This window comes from Streptomyces griseorubiginosus, from assembly GCF_036345115.1.
In the GTDB taxonomy this organism is placed as follows: Bacteria; Actinomycetota; Actinomycetes; order Streptomycetales; family Streptomycetaceae; genus Streptomyces; species Streptomyces griseorubiginosus_C.
On the sequence record NZ_CP107766.1, the window covers coordinates 3428029 to 3443645 of the forward strand.

Here is a 15617-nt window from a genome sequence, read left to right on the forward strand (position 1 = left end):
GGAGCGGGAGGTCCGGCATGGAAGAGCTCGTCATCCGGGACGTGGACGTCGTCGACGGCAGCGGCGACCCCTCGTACCGCGCCGACGTGGTCGTGGACCGCGGCCGGATCGTGTCGATCGTCAAGGAGGCGGCCGACGCGGGCTGCCAGCGCCCCAAGGCCCGCCGGGAGCTGGACGCGGAGGGTCTCGTCCTCTCCCCCGGCTTCATCGACATGCACGCCCACAGCGACCTGGCCCTCCTGCGCGACCCCGACCACAGCGCCAAGGCCGCGCAAGGGGTCACGCTGGAGGTTCTGGGCCAGGACGGGCTGTCGTACGCCCCGGTCGACGACCGCACCCTGAAGGAGGTCCGCCGGGCCATCGCCGGCTGGAACGGCCACGGCGACGACGTCGACTTCGACTGGCGGACGGTCGGCGAGTACCTGGACCGCCTGGACCGGGGCATCGCCGTCAACGCGGCCTATCTGATCCCGCAGGGCACGGTCCGCGCCCTCGTCGTGGGCTGGGAGGACCGCGAGGCGACGCCCGAAGAGCTGGACCGTATGCGCCGGTTGGTCGCGGAGGGGATGGAACAGGGCGCGGTGGGGATGTCGTCGGGACTGACCTACACCCCCGGCATGTACGCCGAGGACGCCGAACTCACCGAACTGTGCCGGGTGGTGGCGCGGTACGGCGGCTACTACTGCCCCCACCACCGCTCGTACGGCGCGGGGGCCCTGGAGGCCTACGCGGAGATGGTCGCCCTGACCCGGGAGGCCGGCTGCTCCCTCCATCTCGCCCACGCCACCATGAACTTCGGGGTGAACGAGGGCCGGGCGCCGGAGCTGCTGGCCCTCCTGGACGAGGCGCTGGCGTCGGGCGCCGACATCACCCTCGACACGTACCCCTACACCCCCGGCTCCACCACCCTGGCGGCGCTGCTGCCGAGCTGGGCGAGCGAGGGCGGCCCGGAGGAGGTCCTGAAGAGGCTCGCGGACGACGACACCGCCGAGCGCATCCGCCACGACCTCGAGGTCGTCGGTGCGGACGGCTGCCACGGGGTGCCGGTGGACTGGGACACCATCGAGATCTCGGGAGTCACGGACCCCGCGCTGACGGAGTACGTCGGCCGCCGCCTGGACGGCTGGACGACCGCCCGCCACCTGCTCCTCGCCGACCGGCTGGCCCCCTCGATCCTCCAGCACGTCGGCCACGAGGAGAACGTCCGGCAGATCATGCGCCACCCGGTCCACACCGGGGGCTCGGACGGCATCCTCCAGGGCGCGAAACCGCACCCGAGGGCCTACGGCACCTTCCCGAGGTATCTCGGCACGTACGTACGCGAGTTGGGCGTCCTGTCCCTGGAGGAGTGCGTCGCCCACCTCACCTCACGCCCGGCGTCCAGGCTCCGCCTGCCGGACCGGGGCCTGGTCAAGGAGGGCTACCGGGCCGACCTGGTCCTCTTCGACCCGAGGACGGTGGCCCCGGGCTCGACCTTCGAGAACCCACGCCGACTCCCGACGGGCATCCCCCACGTCCTGATCGACGGCGAGTTCGTGATCGAGGAAGGCGAACGCACAGAGGTCTTGGCGGGCAGGGCGGTCCGTCGCAGTCCCATGCAACGGAACGCCCGACGCTTTTAGGGGCGCGGGGAACGGCGCGACAAGCCACGACGGACCCGCAGCCGCCGGACGCGCCCCGGCCGCACCCCGGTGGGCGCTACGGCTTCGGCAACGTGCACGCACTCGCGTTCAGGTTGAGCTGGTTGCCCGTCGTGAAGCAGGCCGGGATGTTGTAGATCTCCTGGGCGTAGTTGATGCCCTCGCGGACGGTCACGTTTCCGTTGGCGTCCACCTCGCACGGGTTGTTCTCCGTGCAGCGCTCGCCGTCCTCGTTGCCGGTGTTGTTGACGGCGACGACCTTGCCAGTGGCCTGGTCGATGACGGGCGAGCCCGAGGTGCCGCCGATGGTCTGGCAGGCGGAGGTGTAGCGGACCGAGTCCTTCCAGGTCCAGTCGCCCTCCTTCAGCCGGTACGCGAACCCGTCGATGTTGCAGCTGTAGAGCCGCTTCCAGTAGCCGGAGGCCACGGTGATCGCGGTCCCGGCGGTCGGGTGGGTGTCCTGCACGGTGAGCGCCGAGATGCCGTACGAGTTCTTGATCGACGCGTACGTGGTGGTGAGCTGGTAGATCGACACGTCCGTGTCGGTCATCGTGCCGTAGGCGAGCTTGTTGGCGCGCAGCGTGGCGACCTTGGTGCCGGCGGAGTTGAGCAGTCCGAAGGTCCGGCTGGAGGCCTGGTTGGTGAGCACCTCGCCCGGCTCGGGGAAGCCGGTGGTGAGGCAGTGCCCGTTGCTGAGCACCAACGCCGGGTCGGTGTCCACGGAGTTCGGGAAGCGGATGACCGAGCCGGAGCAGTTGCTGAGCGAGACGGTCCCGGCGAGGGTCACGGCCTTGAGCGACGGCGACGGTGAGGTGAGCTGGGACAGGCCCGCCGTGGCGGACGTGACCACGTCGTGGACCACCGAGGTGACGGTGTCCGTGTCCGCGCTCTTGCCGACGCCCGCCGCGGCGGGTTCGGCGGCGACCGCGGGTGCCGCGCCGATCCCGGCCAGGGCCAGGGCGCTGAGCACGGCGACGAGAGGCTTTCTCATGTGGGGGTCCCCTCTTGCGACTTGGGCGACCGGAAATCTTCCGGCCGCCCGTGAGTTTGTCATGCACATTGTGAAGAAGGGTGGTCACTTGGGCAAGAAGCTGTGCCGAGCCCGCGCCTCTCGACGGGCGACACCTGCACAACCGGGACGGTACGCACACTCCGCTGCCGCCCGGTGAGATCAACTTACCCAGTCGTAGGGCTACTTGGGCCTCTTGGAGCCGCCCTGTCCGCGTCCCTTGCCGTCGGAGTTCCCCGGGCCGTCGGCGGCGGCCGTGGCACTCGCCGAAGGGGAGGCCGAGGTGCCGGAGGACGCCGGGGCCGACGGGCTTCCGGACGCCTGCGGGTCCCCGGACGGGTCCGCGGAGTCGCCGGGGGCGGAAGCGGGGGCACCGGAGGCGTCGGCCGCCGGCGCACCCGGGGGCGCCGGACGGGTGGGGGAGGCCGGGGGCGTGGCGTCACCCGTCCCCGTGGAGACCGAGGGGGCGCTGTTCCCGGGCTCCCGCCCGGGCCCGGAGGAGGAACCCGGCAGGGACAGCCCCGCGATCAGCGCCGCAGCGCCGACGGCTCCTACGGCCCCGACGACCACGACCGCGCGGCGCGAGCGCAGGCCTCCCGAGCTGCGGCCGGCCCGCCGCCGGGCGGCCCGGCCGCCGGAACCCGGACCGCCGGGTGCCCGGTCGCTCGGCTTCCGGCCGGACTCCCGCTCGCGGGACCCCGGGTCCTCGGAATCGATCACGGGAAGCTCGGCCGTCGCGTCGTACGCGTTCTGCCAGCCGTGCGCGGCCGCGGGGTCCGTGTACTCGTCGTAGGCCGGGACCGGTCCGGGCTGTGGCTGATACACGTTCGGCGCACTGGACTCGTATTCGACTGGCCTCGACATGGCGAAGGATTGTAGGGACGGATGAGGCCTGTGGGACAGCTACCGCCGATAACAGCGCAAACCGCCACGTCTCAAGTGGCGGAAAACACGGACCGGTGAGCGTTACCGGGCCGTAAGCTCCCAGACATGCAGGTGATCCAGTCGACCAAGCTCGCCAACGTCTGTTACGAGATCCGGGGCCCGGTTCTCGAGGAGGCGATGCGCCTGGAAGCGGCCGGGCACCGCATCCTCAAGCTGAACACGGGCAACCCCGCGGCCTTCGGGTTCGAGGCACCGCCGGAGATCCTCGAGGACGTCCTGCGGAACGTGTCGACGGCCCACGGGTACGGCGACGCGAAGGGCCTGCTCGCGGCGCGCCGGGCCGTCGTCATGCACAACCAGACCATCGGCATCGAGACCGACGTCGAGCACGTCTTCATCGGCAACGGCGTCTCCGAGCTGATCGTGATGGCCATGCAGGGCCTGCTCGACGACGGCGACGAGGTCCTCGTACCGGCACCGGACTACCCCCTGTGGACGGCCGCGGTCTCCCTGTCCGGCGGTACGGCCGTGCACTACCGCTGCGACGAGCAGTCCGACTGGATGCCCGACCTCGCGGACGTGGAGCGGAAGGTCACCGACCGCACCAAGGCGATCGTCATCATCAACCCCAACAACCCCACGGGCGCGGTCTACGACGAGACCATGATCAAGGGGCTCACCGACATCGCCCGCCGGCACAACCTGCTGGTCTGCTCCGACGAGATCTACGACAAGATCCTCTACGACGGCGCCACGCACACCCCGACGGCGTCGGTGGCCCCGGATCTGCTCACCCTCACCTTCAACGGCATGTCCAAGGCGTACCGGGTGGCCGGCTACCGGGTGGGCTGGATGTCGATCTCCGGCCCGCGCGCGCACGCCGACTCCTACATCGAGGGCCTGACCATCCTGGCGAACATGCGCCTGTGCGCGAACATGCCGGGACAGCACGGGGTGGTCGCCGCGCTGAGCGGCCGCCAGTCGATCAACGACCTCGTGCTGCCGGGCGGGCGGCTGGTGGAGCAGCGGGACGTGGCGTACGAGCTGCTGACCCAGATCCCCGGCGTGAGCTGTGTGAAGCCGAAGGGGGCGCTGTACCTCTTCCCGCGGCTCGACCCCAAGGTCTTCAAGATCAAGGACGACCGGCGGATGGTCCTGGACCTGCTGCGCCAGGAGAAGATCATGGTCGTCCAGGGGTCCGGCTTCAACTGGCCCGAGCCCGATCACTTCCGGGTGGTGACCCTGCCGACGGTCGGCGATCTGCGGGACGCGGTGGGGCGGATCGGGAACTTCCTGGACGGGTACGGGCAGCCGTAGATCTTTCGGTCCGGAATTTCAGCTCGCTCAACTTTAGACGGAATCTAAGCTAGGATGGTTTCCTGACAGCACAGGAGGCCATCCCCATGTACGAGCCGATCCGCACCAAGTCGGTCCACTCCACGATGGCCGACGCCCCCTCCGACTTCCCCCACCGTTCCCGTGAGGAAGAGCTGGACATCCAGCTGGCGGGCCATCTCGCCGCACTGCTCGCCGTCACGGACGAGCTGCGCGCACTGGCACCCTCCGCCGACCTGGACACCGCGGCCGAGCGGCTCGCCGGGCAGGTGGCCCGGCTGCGGGGCTCCGGCGCACCGGCTCGCGCGTCCCTGACCTCCGTCACCTCGGCACCCCACCTCGCCGACCTGCACCGCCGCGCCCACGCGGTGGCCGGGCGCGCTCTGCTCGTGGCGGCGTCCCGTGCGGACACGGCGGCGGCGATCCTGGCGGCGGAGCGGATGGACGCGCACAGCGCCGCCCTGGCCGACCCCCGCGAACTCGCCGCGCACTGAGCCGTACGGCTCCCTCGATCGGCCCCGGTCCGCGCGCATCCGCAGCGACGTGCGGACCGGGTGCCCTGCACTGCGTTGGCTTGAGCGGGGGCGCCTGTTCGCCGTAGGGCGCCTGTTGTCGTGCGGGTGCGGGTGCTTCGTGGCTTGTCGCGCCGTTCCCCGCGCCCCTGGAGGGGCGCTGACCCCTGCCCGTGTTGATATGGGACCGGTACTACACCTGCTGTTCACGCTGGTTGCCCTGGAACTTACCGTTCCGGGAGCACGCTCCCGGCGTGAGACGAATCGTAGGGATCGTCCTCGCGGTTCTGCTGATCGGCGGCGTGGTGGCAGCCGTCGTGGCGGGCCGGGAAGCGGACGACAAGGGCACGGCAACGAAGACCGTGCGTGGAGTGATCGGGTCGGAGAAGGCGGAGTTCTTCGAAGACCCCGACGTGGTGAAGGCCCTCGCCGCCAAGGGCTTCACCGTGAAGGCCGAGACCTCCGGGTCCTGGGCCATGGAGGGCCTCGACCTCGAGGGGTACGACTTCGCGTTCCCGTCCAGTCAGGCCCCGGCCGCCGAGCTCGCCGCGAAGTACAAGGTACGGGGGACCCTCCCCCGCCCCTTCTACTCGCCGCTCGTCGTCGTGGCGCACAGGAACGCCGCCGGGGTCCTCGCGGGCAACGGCCTGGCCACGCTGGACGAGGCGCACCGCGGCACCCTCAGGATGGCCGCCTATCTCGACGCGGCCCGCGCCGACCGCACCTGGCAGCAGCTCACGGGAGCGGACAGGTACGGGGAGCTCACCGGCACCCTGTACCTCTCCAGCACCGACCCGGAGACCTCCAACTCCGGCGCCCTCTACCTCGCCGCCGCCTCCTATGTGGCGAACGGCGGCAAGGTCGTCGCCGGCGCCGCCGAGGTCACCAGGGCAACTCCCCTGCTGCACAAGCTCGTCAGCGTGCAGGGCGCCCAGCAGTCCAGTACGGACGCGGCCTTCCGGGACTTCGTCAGCGGCGCCGGCAATCCGCTGGTCCTCGTCTACGAGTCCCAGGTCGCCTCGCTCCTCGCGGACGGGCAGCAACCGGACGACCTGGTCGTCCTCTACCCGGACACCACGGTCAACAGCGACCACACGGTCGTACCGCTGACCGAGAACGGCCAGGCCCTCGCCGAACTCCTGTCCACCGACCCGCGGTTGCGGGAGCTGGAGGTCCGGCACGGGTTCCGGCCGCAGGGCGAGGCCACCGAGTTCGCCTCGGCCGGCACCTATCTCCAGCAGCGACTGACCGGCGTCCGCCAGGCGCCCGTGCCCACCTCCGCGGTGCTGCACGAGCTGGCGCGACGGGCGCGCGGATAACGGGGGACACCACTGATGACATCCATGAACGACAACGACACCTTCACGCTCACTCCGCCCGAGCCGGTGGCCGCCGTGCCCCGCGAGAAGGCCGGCGGGCTCGTCCCCGTCGACGACTCGGTGCGGACGGCCATGGCCGACAAGGCCTCCGCGTACGTCGAGGGGCTCGCGGCGCTCGACGCCCGCTCGCCCGAGTTCGCCGGCAAGGTCGGAGAGATCACCGGGCTCGGTGCCGGCGAGATGCGCAGCGCGGCCGCGCAGTCCAACCGGATGCTGGAGCGGACCGTGCGCAGCCTGCCGGACAAGGGCGGGGACGCCCAGTCGCAGGTGGCCGGCTCGCTGGTCGAACTGCGGCGCGTGGTCGAGGACCTGGACCCGAGGGACCTGCCCGCCGCCAAGGGCCGCAAGTTCCTCTCCCGGCTCCCCGGCGGCAACAAGCTGCGCGACCACGTCGCCAAGTACGCGTCCGCGCAGGGCACGTTGAACCGGATCGTGGGCTCGCTGCGGGGCGGCCAGGACGAACTGCGCCGGGACAACGCCGCGTTGCAGACCGAGCGGGTGCGGCTGTGGGAGACCATGGGCAAGCTCCAGGAGTACGTCGTGCTCACTCAGGCGCTGGACACGGCCGTCGAGCAGCACATCGCCGCCGTGGGAGATCCCGGGGCGGCCGACTCGCTCCGCGCCGACGTGCTCTTCCCGGTGCGGCAGAAGCACCAGGACCTGCTCACCCAACTCGCCGTCTGCGCCCAGGGATACCTGGCGATAGACGTCGTACGGCGCAACAACGAGGAGCTGATCAAGGGCGTCGACCGGGCGGCCACGACCACGGTCTCCGCCCTCAGGATCTCCGTGATGCTGGCCTCCGCGCTCGACAACCAGCAGAAGGTCGTCGAGCAGGTCAACGCGTTGCGCGGGACGACCGAGGACCTGATCCGGGGCAACGCCGAGATGCTGGCCACCCAGAGCGGGGAGATCCAGCGCATCGCCGCCGACCCGGCGGTCGGTGCCGAGACGCTGCGCTCCGCCTTCCAGCAGATCTACCGGACCCTGGACGCGATCGACACGTACAAGGTGCAGGCCACCGAGGCGATGGCGGCGACCGTGGAGTCGCTCACCTCCGAACTCCAGCAGGCGAGCGGGTACTTGGAGCGCAGCCGGTCGCGGGGCGCCCTGGAAGGGGGCCTCGGATGAGACGACGCGCACTGGCCGGCTGCCTCGCGGCGCTCGGACTGCTCACCGCCTGCACGACGCAGGACGGTACGGGTGGCGTTCCGACGCCCGGTGTCCCCGGCCCCGCCGAACCGGGCACCCTGCGGGTCCTCGCATCCAGCGAGCTCGGCGACATGGCCCCGGTCCTCGACCTGGTCGAGAAGGACACCGGCGTGAAGATACGGCCGACGTACACCGGCACCCTGGACGCCGTGGACATGCTGGCGAAGGGGACGGTCGACGGCCGTTACGACGCGCTGTGGCTGTCGTCCAACGACTACCTGCGGCTGCGGCCCGAGGCCGCCGCGAAGGTCCTCTCCGAGACCCCGGTCATGTCGAGCCCGGTCGCGGTCGGCGTCAAGCGGGCCACCGTCACCCGGCTCGGCTGGAAGCCCGCGGACGTCACCTGGTCGCAGGTCGAACAGGCGGTCCAGGACGGCGGGTTGACGTACGGCATGACGGACCCGGCCCGCTCCCACTCCGGCTTCGCCACCCTGGTCTCGGTGGCCTCCGCCCTCTCCGGCGCCCAGTCGGCGCTCACCGACCGGGACGTCGCCAAGGCCACGCCCCGGCTGAAGGAGTTCTTCAAGGGCCAGAAGCTGACCTCGGGTTCCTCGGGCTGGCTGGCCGCGGCCTACGGCCGGCGCGGTGACGTGGACGCCCTGCTCAACTACGAGTCCGTCCTCAAGGGCATCCCGGGCCTGACCGTGATCCGCCCCCGCGACGGCGTGATCACCGCCGACTACCCGCTCACCTCGCTGAAGTCCACGAGCGCGCGGACCCGCGAGGACGTCCGGCGGGTGACGGAGGACCTGCGGACCGAGAAGGTCCAGCGGGAGATCACCGAGCGCACCCACCGCCGCCCGGTCGTCGCCTCCGTACCGCCGGCCGCCGGTCTCGACACGACCCGGCGCCGCGAACTCCCCTTCCCGGGCACCCGTTCCGTCGCCGACGGCCTGCTCGACTCGTACGAGAACGAACTGCGCCGCCCGTCACGGACCGTGTACGTCCTGGACACCTCGGGCTCGATGGAGGGCGACCGCCTGGACCGCCTCAAGTCGGCCCTCACCGACCTCACCGGGGACTTCCGCGAGCGCGAGGAGGTCACGCTGATGCCGTTCGGGTCGAAGGTGAAGGACGTAAGAACGCATGTGGTCGAGCCGTCGGACCCCGGGTCCGGCCTGGACGCGATCCGCGCCGACACGGCGAAGCTCTCCGCGGACGGGGACACCGCGATCTACACCTCGCTGGAGAAGGCGTACGACCATCTCGGCGCCGACGACGACACGTTCACGTCGATCGTGCTGATGACGGACGGCGAGAACACGGCGGGCGCGAAGGCGCAGGACTTCCACGCCTTCTACGCCGGGCTCGACGGGAACCGGCGGGACATCCCCGTCTTCCCGATCCTGTTCGGCGACTCCGACCGCTCCGAGCTGGCCCACATCGCCGACCTGACCGGCGGCCGTCTCTTCGACGCCCGACAGGGCTCGCTGGACGGCGCCTTCGAGGAGATCCGTGGCTATCAGTAGGTACCTGGAGTCCCGCAAGAACCTCGCGGGCAGCGCGTGCGGGCTGGTCGGCCTGGTGCTGACCTTCACGGGGGTGGCGGGCCCGTACTGGCCCGTGGTGGTGGCCGGGCTCTACGGCGCGGGCGCCCTGATCGCCCCGCCGGAGCGTCCCGTGCTGCCGGACTTCCCGGACCCGTCGGCCCAACTGGACGGCGTGCGGGCGGACTTCGAGAAGCTGTGCGCCTATCTGACGGACATCGACCTGTCGGTCACGGCGGCGGCCCGGCTGCGCGAACTCACCGAGCTGCTGGCCGCGTTGCTGGACCGCACCTGGTCCACGGAACTGCTGGCCCACGACCCGGAGGGCGTCCACGCGCTGTCCCGGATCGTGCGCCGGGACCTGCCGGAGGCGGTCGACAGCTTCGCCCGGACCAGGTGGTGGACGCGGATGACCCCGGGCACGGAGTCCCCCGAACTCCAGCTGGAGCAGCAGCTCGGGCTGATGAAACGGGACGCACAGCAGCTGGCGGCGGGACTCCGGGACACGGAGGCCCGCCGCCAGGAGACCCACACCCGGTACCTGGAGGACCGGGGCGGGTCGCACGGGGTCAGGGGCAGCTGACGCGGATGTCGCCCTGATCGGTCGTACAGGTGTCGGTGTTGGGGCCGCCGTTGGCGGTGTCGTTGCCGGAGACGCTGTCGACGGTGTTGAGGTTGTCGGTGCCGTAGTTGCCGGTCAGGGTGTCGTTGCCCGGGCCTGCGTTGAGGGTGTCGTTGCCGAGACCGCCGTCGACGCGGTCGTTGCCGTGGCCGGCGTGCACGGTGTCGTTGCCGGAGCCCGCGTTGACGGTGTCGTCGCCGCTGAGGGCGCAGATCACGTCGTTGCCGGAGGTGCCGGTGATGCTGTCGTTGCCACTGGTGCCGATGCGGGTGCAGCCGCGGGCGTTGTTGACGGTGGTGGCCACCGTGGCGGTGTTGTTCGCGGTGGCCGGGTCGCTCTGGGTCGCGGTCGCCGTGGCGCGTTCGGTGAGGATGCCGGTGGCGCGGGGCTCGGCGACGACGGTGACGGTGGCCTTGGCGCCCGGGGCGAGAGTGCCGAGGGCGCAGGTCACGGCAGTGGTGCAGGTGCCCTGGGAGGGGGTCGCCGAGATCACCGTGCCGGGCGGGCCGGTGAAGGTGTCGGTGAGGGAGACGCCGGTGGCGTTGGTGGTGGTGCTGTTGTTGGTGACCGTGACGGTGTACGTGGCCCGGTCACCGATGCTGACCGTGGCGGGTCCGGACTTGGTCACCGACAGGTCCACGCCGGCGGGGGGCGGCGGGACGGTGCCGCCGCCGAGGAAACGGGCCAGCGCGAAGCCGCTGTCGGGTCCGCCGCGGCCCGCGGCGACGATCCTGCCGTCGGGCTGGAGGGCCACGCCACGGGCGCTGTCGGCGCCGCCGAAGTCGGCGGTGGCGGTGCCGCCGGTGCCGAAGCCGGTGTCCTGGCTGCCGTCGGGGTTGTAGCGCTGGACGGCGAAGTCGCCCGGCCCGCCGCCACCGGCGAGGACGATCCGGCCGTCGCCCGGCTGGAGCGCCAGGTCCCAGACGCCGACGCCGCTCGGGACGACCTTGCCGTCGCCGTCGAAGCCGGTGTCGAGGGAGCCGTTCGGGTTGTAGCGGGCCAGGCTGTTGCCGCCCGCGGCGACGATCTTCCCGTCGGGCTGGATCGCGAGGGCCTCGACGGCCTCGTAGTCGCCGAAGTCGGTGCGTACGATGCCGTCGCCGTCGAAGCTCGTGTCCACGCTGCCGTTGGGGTTGAAGCGCATCAGGGCGAAGTCGAAGCGGGTCGAGCCGACCTCGCCGCCGACGACGATCTTCCCGTCGGACTGGAGTGCCAGGGCGCGTCCGTCACCGCCCTCCTGGAGGGTCGGCCCCGCGGGGTTGGCGGTCACGGTGCCGTCGCCGCCGAAGGTGGTGTCCGGGGTGCCGTCGGCGTTGAGGCGGAGCACCGCCATGTCGCCCCCGGTGTAGCCGGCCGCGACGATCCGCCCTGACGGGTCGATCGCGACGTCGCGGGCCTCGGTCGGGCCGTCGATGTCGGCGAAGTACCTGCCGTCGCCGCTGAAGCCGTTGTCCAGGGTGCCGTCGGCGTTGTAGCGGGCGACCACGAACCAGCAGCAGTTCTCGTACTCCCGCCAGCTGTAGCCCACCACGACGATCTTGCCGTCGGGCTGGAGTGCCACGGCGTTGGCCTCGCTCCACTGGAGGTTCGGGTCCATGTTGTTGATGGCGGTGGTCACCGTGCCGCCGTCGCCGAAGCCGGTGTCCGGGGTGCCGTCGGCGTTGTGCCGGGTGAGCGCCCAGCGGCCCTCGATCACGGACTGGTCGCCGGAGGAGCCGACGGAGACGATCTTGCCGTCGGGCTGCACCGCGACGTCGTTGGCCTGGTCGTCGTCGGCGAAGCGGGTGAGCACCTTGCCGTCACCGCTGAAGGAGGTGTCCAGGTCGCCGGGGGCGGCGGCCGCGGTGCCGGGCAGGGTCAGGATGAGGGCGAGCACGGTCGCCGTGACGGTCCCGGCCCGGGCCAGGAGAGACCGACGACGGCACACGTCCTGCCGCCGCGGCGCCGGTCGCGCATGAACTGTGAACATGCCCGCAGCCTTACGCCGCCGGCACACAGGGGCGCCCGCCACGAGCAGCGTTGCCCTGGCCGGACGCAGGAATCCATCCCGGAGGGTGAGGGGGTGGGCTGCGGACCGGTGGGTGGGGGCAGCCCCGCAGGTGGGACGGGGCGGCGAATGGGACGGGGACGGCGGGTGGGACGGGGCCGGCAGGTGAGGTGGGGACGGCAGGTGAGGTGGGGGCAGCCCCGCAGGTGGGGCGGGGCCACAGTGCGGACGGGACCCGCACAGGAGCGGCGCGCCGCAATGTGCAGGGGCCCAGGTGGGTGTGGCAGCGCCGCCCCGCAGGTGGGGCGGGGCCACAGTGCGGACGGGACCGGCAAAGGAGCGGCGCCCCGCAGTGCGGAGGGGCCCGGACGGGCGCGACAGCGCGGCCCCGCAGGTCCCATGAGGCCCGCAGCGCGACGCCGGCCGCAGGCACGACGCGCGCCGCAGGTGCGAGCGCGCAGCCCCGTACAGCGACGGAGCGCAGGTGGGACGGGGGCAGCCCCCGCAGGGGTGAAAGACAGCGCGTCCCGTCGGGGCGGCAGCACGCCCCGCACGCCGTTGTGCGGGGCCGGTTCGTGACTACTGTGCCGCCGCCCGCGGCCGGCCCGTGACGATCACGGGTCAGGGCTCCCATCGGGGCCGGCCGCGGGGGTATTCGGGGGGACGTCAGCCCAGGCGCTGCACCAGCGCGTGGTACTCGTCCCACAGTTCCTTCGGCGTGTGGTCACCGAAGGTGTTGAGGTGCTCGGGAATGAGGGACGCCTCCTCCCGCCACACCTCCTTGTCGACCGTGAGCAGGAACTCCAGGTCGGAGTCGGCCAGTTCGAGGCCGTTGGTGTCGAGCGCCGCGGGCGTCGGCAGCACGCCGATCGGCGTCTCGACGCCCTCCGCCTTGCCCTCAAGGCGTTCCACGATCCACTTCAGGACGCGGCTGTTCTCGCCGAATCCGGGCCAGACGAACTTGCCCTCGTCGTTCTTGCGGAACCAGTTGACGTAGTAGATCTTCGGCAGCTTCGACTGGTCCTTGCCCTTGGCCACGTCGACCCAGTGCCCCATGTAGTCGCCCATGTTGTAGCCGCAGAACGGCAGCATGGCGAAGGGGTCGCGGCGCAGTTCGCCGACCTTGCCCTCGGCCGCGGCGGTCTTCTCGGAGGCCACGTTGGCGCCGAGGAAGACACCGTGGTTCCAGTCGAAGGACTCGGTCACCAGCGGTACCGCGGAGGCGCGCCGCCCGCCGAAGAGGATCGCGGAGATCGGCACCCCGCGCGGGTCCTCCCACTCGGGCGCGATGATCGGGCACTGCGATGCGGGCACGGTGAAGCGGGCGTTGGGGTGGGCGGCCGGGGTCTCCGCGCCCGGCGTCCAGTCGTTGCCCTTCCAGTCCGTGAGGTGGGCCGGAGTCTCCTCCGTCATCCCCTCCCACCAGATGTCGTTGTCGTCCGTCAACGCCACGTTGGTGAAGACCGAGTTGCCCCACAGCGTCTTCATCGCGTTGGCGTTGGTGTGCTCACCGGTGCCGGGCGCGACGCCGAAGAAGCCGGCCTCGGGGTTGATCGCGTAGAGGCGGCCGTCCTCACCGAATCGCATCCAGGCGATGTCGTCGCCGATGGTCTCCACGGTCCAGCCGGAGATCGTGGGCTCCAGCATGGCGAGGTTGGTCTTGCCGCAGGCGCTCGGGAAGGCCGCGGCCACGTACTTCGACTCGCCCTGCGGAGGCGTGAGTTTGAGGATCAGCATGTGCTCGGCGAGCCAGCCCTCGTCCCGGGCCATCACCGACGCGATGCGCAGCGCGTAGCACTTCTTGCCGAGCAGCGCGTTGCCGCCGTAGCCGGAGCCGTAGGACCAGATCTCGCGGGACTCCGGGAAGTGCGAGATGTACTTGGTGGAGTTGCACGGCCACGGGACGTCCGCCTCGCCCTCCGCGAGCGGGGCGCCCAGCGTGTGCACGGCCTTCACGAAGAAGCCGTCGGAGCCGAGTTCGTCCAGGACCGGCTGCCCCATGCGGGTCATCGTGCGCATGGACACCGCGACGTAGGCGGAGTCGGTGATCTCGACGCCGATCGCGGAGAGGTCCGAGCCGAGGGGGCCCATGCAGAACGGGACGACGTACATCGTCCGGCCCTTCATCGAGCCGCGGAAGACGCCCTTCTCGCCCTGGAAGATCTCCCGCATCTCGGCGGGGGCCTTCCAGTGGTTCGTCGGCCCCGCGTCCTCCTCCTTCTCCGAGCAGATGAAGGTCCGGTCCTCGACGCGCGCGACGTCGGTCGGGTCGGAGGCGGCGTAGTACGAGTTGGGGCGCTTGATCGGGTCAAGCTTCTTGAAGGTGCCCTTCGCCACGAGCTCCCCGCACAGGCGCTCGTACTCCGCTTCGGATCCGTCACACCAGACCACGCTGTCCGGCTGGGTCAGTTCGGCGATCTCGTTCACCCACGAGATCAGTTCCTTGTGCTGGGTGGGGATGACAGAGGGAGCCGCGATGTCGCGCGCCACGATTGCTCCTAGATGAGGGATTTTTTGTTGGAGGCCCCGTGGGGGCTGCGACCCGGATGCTTCTTCGGTGGTGACCTTGGCGCTCATCCGGTGCCGACCGCACTCATTTGATCATCCGACCGAAGCGCCCATCTGTCCAGAGGGCATCACAGGTGAGCGGAGTGAGGATCGCCACGCTCCCTCCGTTCACGGCGTGTTTATTTGCGCGCACGTAGAGTTCGCATGACCGTCTCTTTACCGGCCAACTCCCCTGAGACGATGGCCACTCTCGACCGTCGGCCCGCCGCACTCATCCGCTGCCTACGGCTGCGTAGGTACGATTCGGGTCATGACGCTGCCCGCCCACGACACGCCATCCCTGCCTCACCAGATCAAGCAGACCGCTCAGCACCTGGCCGAGCCGATCAAGCCGAAGCTCCGCGGCTGGCTGCATCTGGGCATGTTTCCGGCCGTACTGATCGCCGGCCTTTTCCTGACCGCCCTGGCGGACTCCACCAGAGGCCGGATCGCCTGCAGCATCTACGTTCTGACAGCCTGCCTGCTGTTCGGCGTCAGCGCGCTGTACCACCGGGGCAACTGGAGCCCCCGGATGGACGGCGTCCTGCGACGGCTGGATCACGCCAACATCTTCCTGATCATCGCGGGCACCTACACCCCGCTGACCATGCTTCTCCTGCCCGGCAGCAAGGGGCAGTGGCTGCTGTGGGGCATCTGGGGCGCCGCCCTGGCCGGCATCCTCTTCCGGGTCTTCTGGGTCGGCGCCCCGCGCTGGCTCTACACGCCCTGCTACATCGCGATGGGCTGGGCGGCCGTCTTCTTCCTGCCCGACTTCATGCGCGCCGGCGGCGTCGCGGTACTGGTCCTGGTCATCGTCGGCGGCCTGCTCTACAGCGCGGGCGGGGTGATCTACGGCCTCAAGCGACCGAACCCGTCACCGCGCTACTTCGGCTTCCACGAGGTGTTCCACTCCCTCACGCTGGCCGCGTTCGTCGTCCACTACGTGGGGATCTCACTGGTGGCGTACCAGCACGCATAGCCCCTTCCGCACCTTCCAGGGCC

12 protein-coding genes are annotated in these 15617 nt (G+C 70.9%); 8 read left to right on the forward strand and 4 right to left on the reverse strand.

Features of this window, described 5'->3' with window-relative positions; genetic code table 11:
• The first annotated feature begins 17 nt into the window (after positions 1 to 17).
• Positions 18 to 1622 (forward strand): D-aminoacylase, encoded by a 1605-nt coding sequence (locus OHN19_RS15310; RefSeq protein WP_330264725.1) that lies wholly within the window; start codon positions 18 to 20, stop codon positions 1620 to 1622.
• 76 nt (positions 1623 to 1698) lie between these two features.
• Here the strand turns inward: OHN19_RS15310 and OHN19_RS15315 are convergent, their stop codons facing one another.
• On the reverse strand, positions 1699 to 2631 hold the full coding sequence (locus OHN19_RS15315; RefSeq protein WP_330264726.1) for a serine protease: 933 nt from the start codon (positions 2629 to 2631) through the stop codon (positions 1699 to 1701).
• A gap of 201 nt (positions 2632 to 2832) precedes the next feature.
• On the reverse strand, positions 2833 to 3513 hold the full coding sequence (locus OHN19_RS15320) for a hypothetical protein (RefSeq protein WP_330264727.1): 681 nt from the start codon (positions 3511 to 3513) through the stop codon (positions 2833 to 2835).
• A gap of 126 nt (positions 3514 to 3639) precedes the next feature.
• Between OHN19_RS15320 and OHN19_RS15325 the strand changes: the two genes are divergently transcribed.
• The 6 genes from OHN19_RS15325 to OHN19_RS15350 all read left to right on the forward strand — a co-directional run bounded on the left by OHN19_RS15325 (position 3640) and on the right by OHN19_RS15350 (position 10042).
• The gene (locus OHN19_RS15325) at positions 3640 to 4851 is read left to right on the forward strand and encodes a pyridoxal phosphate-dependent aminotransferase (protein ID WP_330264728.1); all 1212 of its coding nucleotides are present in this window, start codon (positions 3640 to 3642) and stop codon (positions 4849 to 4851) included.
• An 86-nt stretch (positions 4852 to 4937) separates the two neighbouring features.
• On the forward strand, positions 4938 to 5363 hold the full coding sequence (locus OHN19_RS15330) for a hypothetical protein (protein ID WP_330264729.1): 426 nt from the start codon (positions 4938 to 4940) through the stop codon (positions 5361 to 5363).
• Between the two features lie 272 nt (positions 5364 to 5635).
• Complete coding sequence (locus tag OHN19_RS15335) at positions 5636 to 6700, forward strand: substrate-binding domain-containing protein (protein ID WP_330264730.1); 1065 nt, start codon at positions 5636 to 5638, stop codon at positions 6698 to 6700.
• A gap of 15 nt (positions 6701 to 6715) precedes the next feature.
• Positions 6716 to 7891, forward strand: coding sequence for a toxic anion resistance protein (locus tag OHN19_RS15340; RefSeq protein ID WP_330264731.1), 1176 nt, complete (start codon positions 6716 to 6718; stop codon positions 7889 to 7891).
• Positions 7888 to 9441 (forward strand): VWA domain-containing protein, encoded by a 1554-nt coding sequence (locus tag OHN19_RS15345; protein WP_330264732.1) that lies wholly within the window; start codon positions 7888 to 7890, stop codon positions 9439 to 9441. The genes OHN19_RS15340 and OHN19_RS15345 overlap by 4 nt, the downstream gene beginning before the upstream one ends.
• On the forward strand, positions 9428 to 10042 hold the full coding sequence (locus tag OHN19_RS15350) for a hypothetical protein (RefSeq protein WP_330264733.1): 615 nt from the start codon (positions 9428 to 9430) through the stop codon (positions 10040 to 10042). Before OHN19_RS15345 ends, OHN19_RS15350 begins: the two co-directional genes overlap by 14 nt.
• On the opposite strand, the gene OHN19_RS15355 is transcribed toward OHN19_RS15350, so the two are convergent.
• On the reverse strand, positions 10029 to 12050 hold the full coding sequence (locus tag OHN19_RS15355; protein WP_330264734.1) for a calcium-binding protein: 2022 nt from the start codon (positions 12048 to 12050) through the stop codon (positions 10029 to 10031). The two genes, OHN19_RS15350 and OHN19_RS15355, sit on opposite strands and share 14 nt — an antisense overlap.
• 684 nt (positions 12051 to 12734) lie before the next feature.
• On the reverse strand, positions 12735 to 14558 hold the full coding sequence (locus tag OHN19_RS15360; RefSeq protein ID WP_330264735.1) for a phosphoenolpyruvate carboxykinase (GTP): 1824 nt from the start codon (positions 14556 to 14558) through the stop codon (positions 12735 to 12737).
• A gap of 328 nt (positions 14559 to 14886) precedes the next feature.
• Between OHN19_RS15360 and trhA the strand changes: the two genes are divergently transcribed.
• Positions 14887 to 15594, forward strand: coding sequence for a PAQR family membrane homeostasis protein TrhA (trhA, locus tag OHN19_RS15365; protein WP_330264736.1), 708 nt, complete (start codon positions 14887 to 14889; stop codon positions 15592 to 15594).
• The last annotated feature ends 23 nt before the right edge of the window (positions 15595 to 15617 follow it).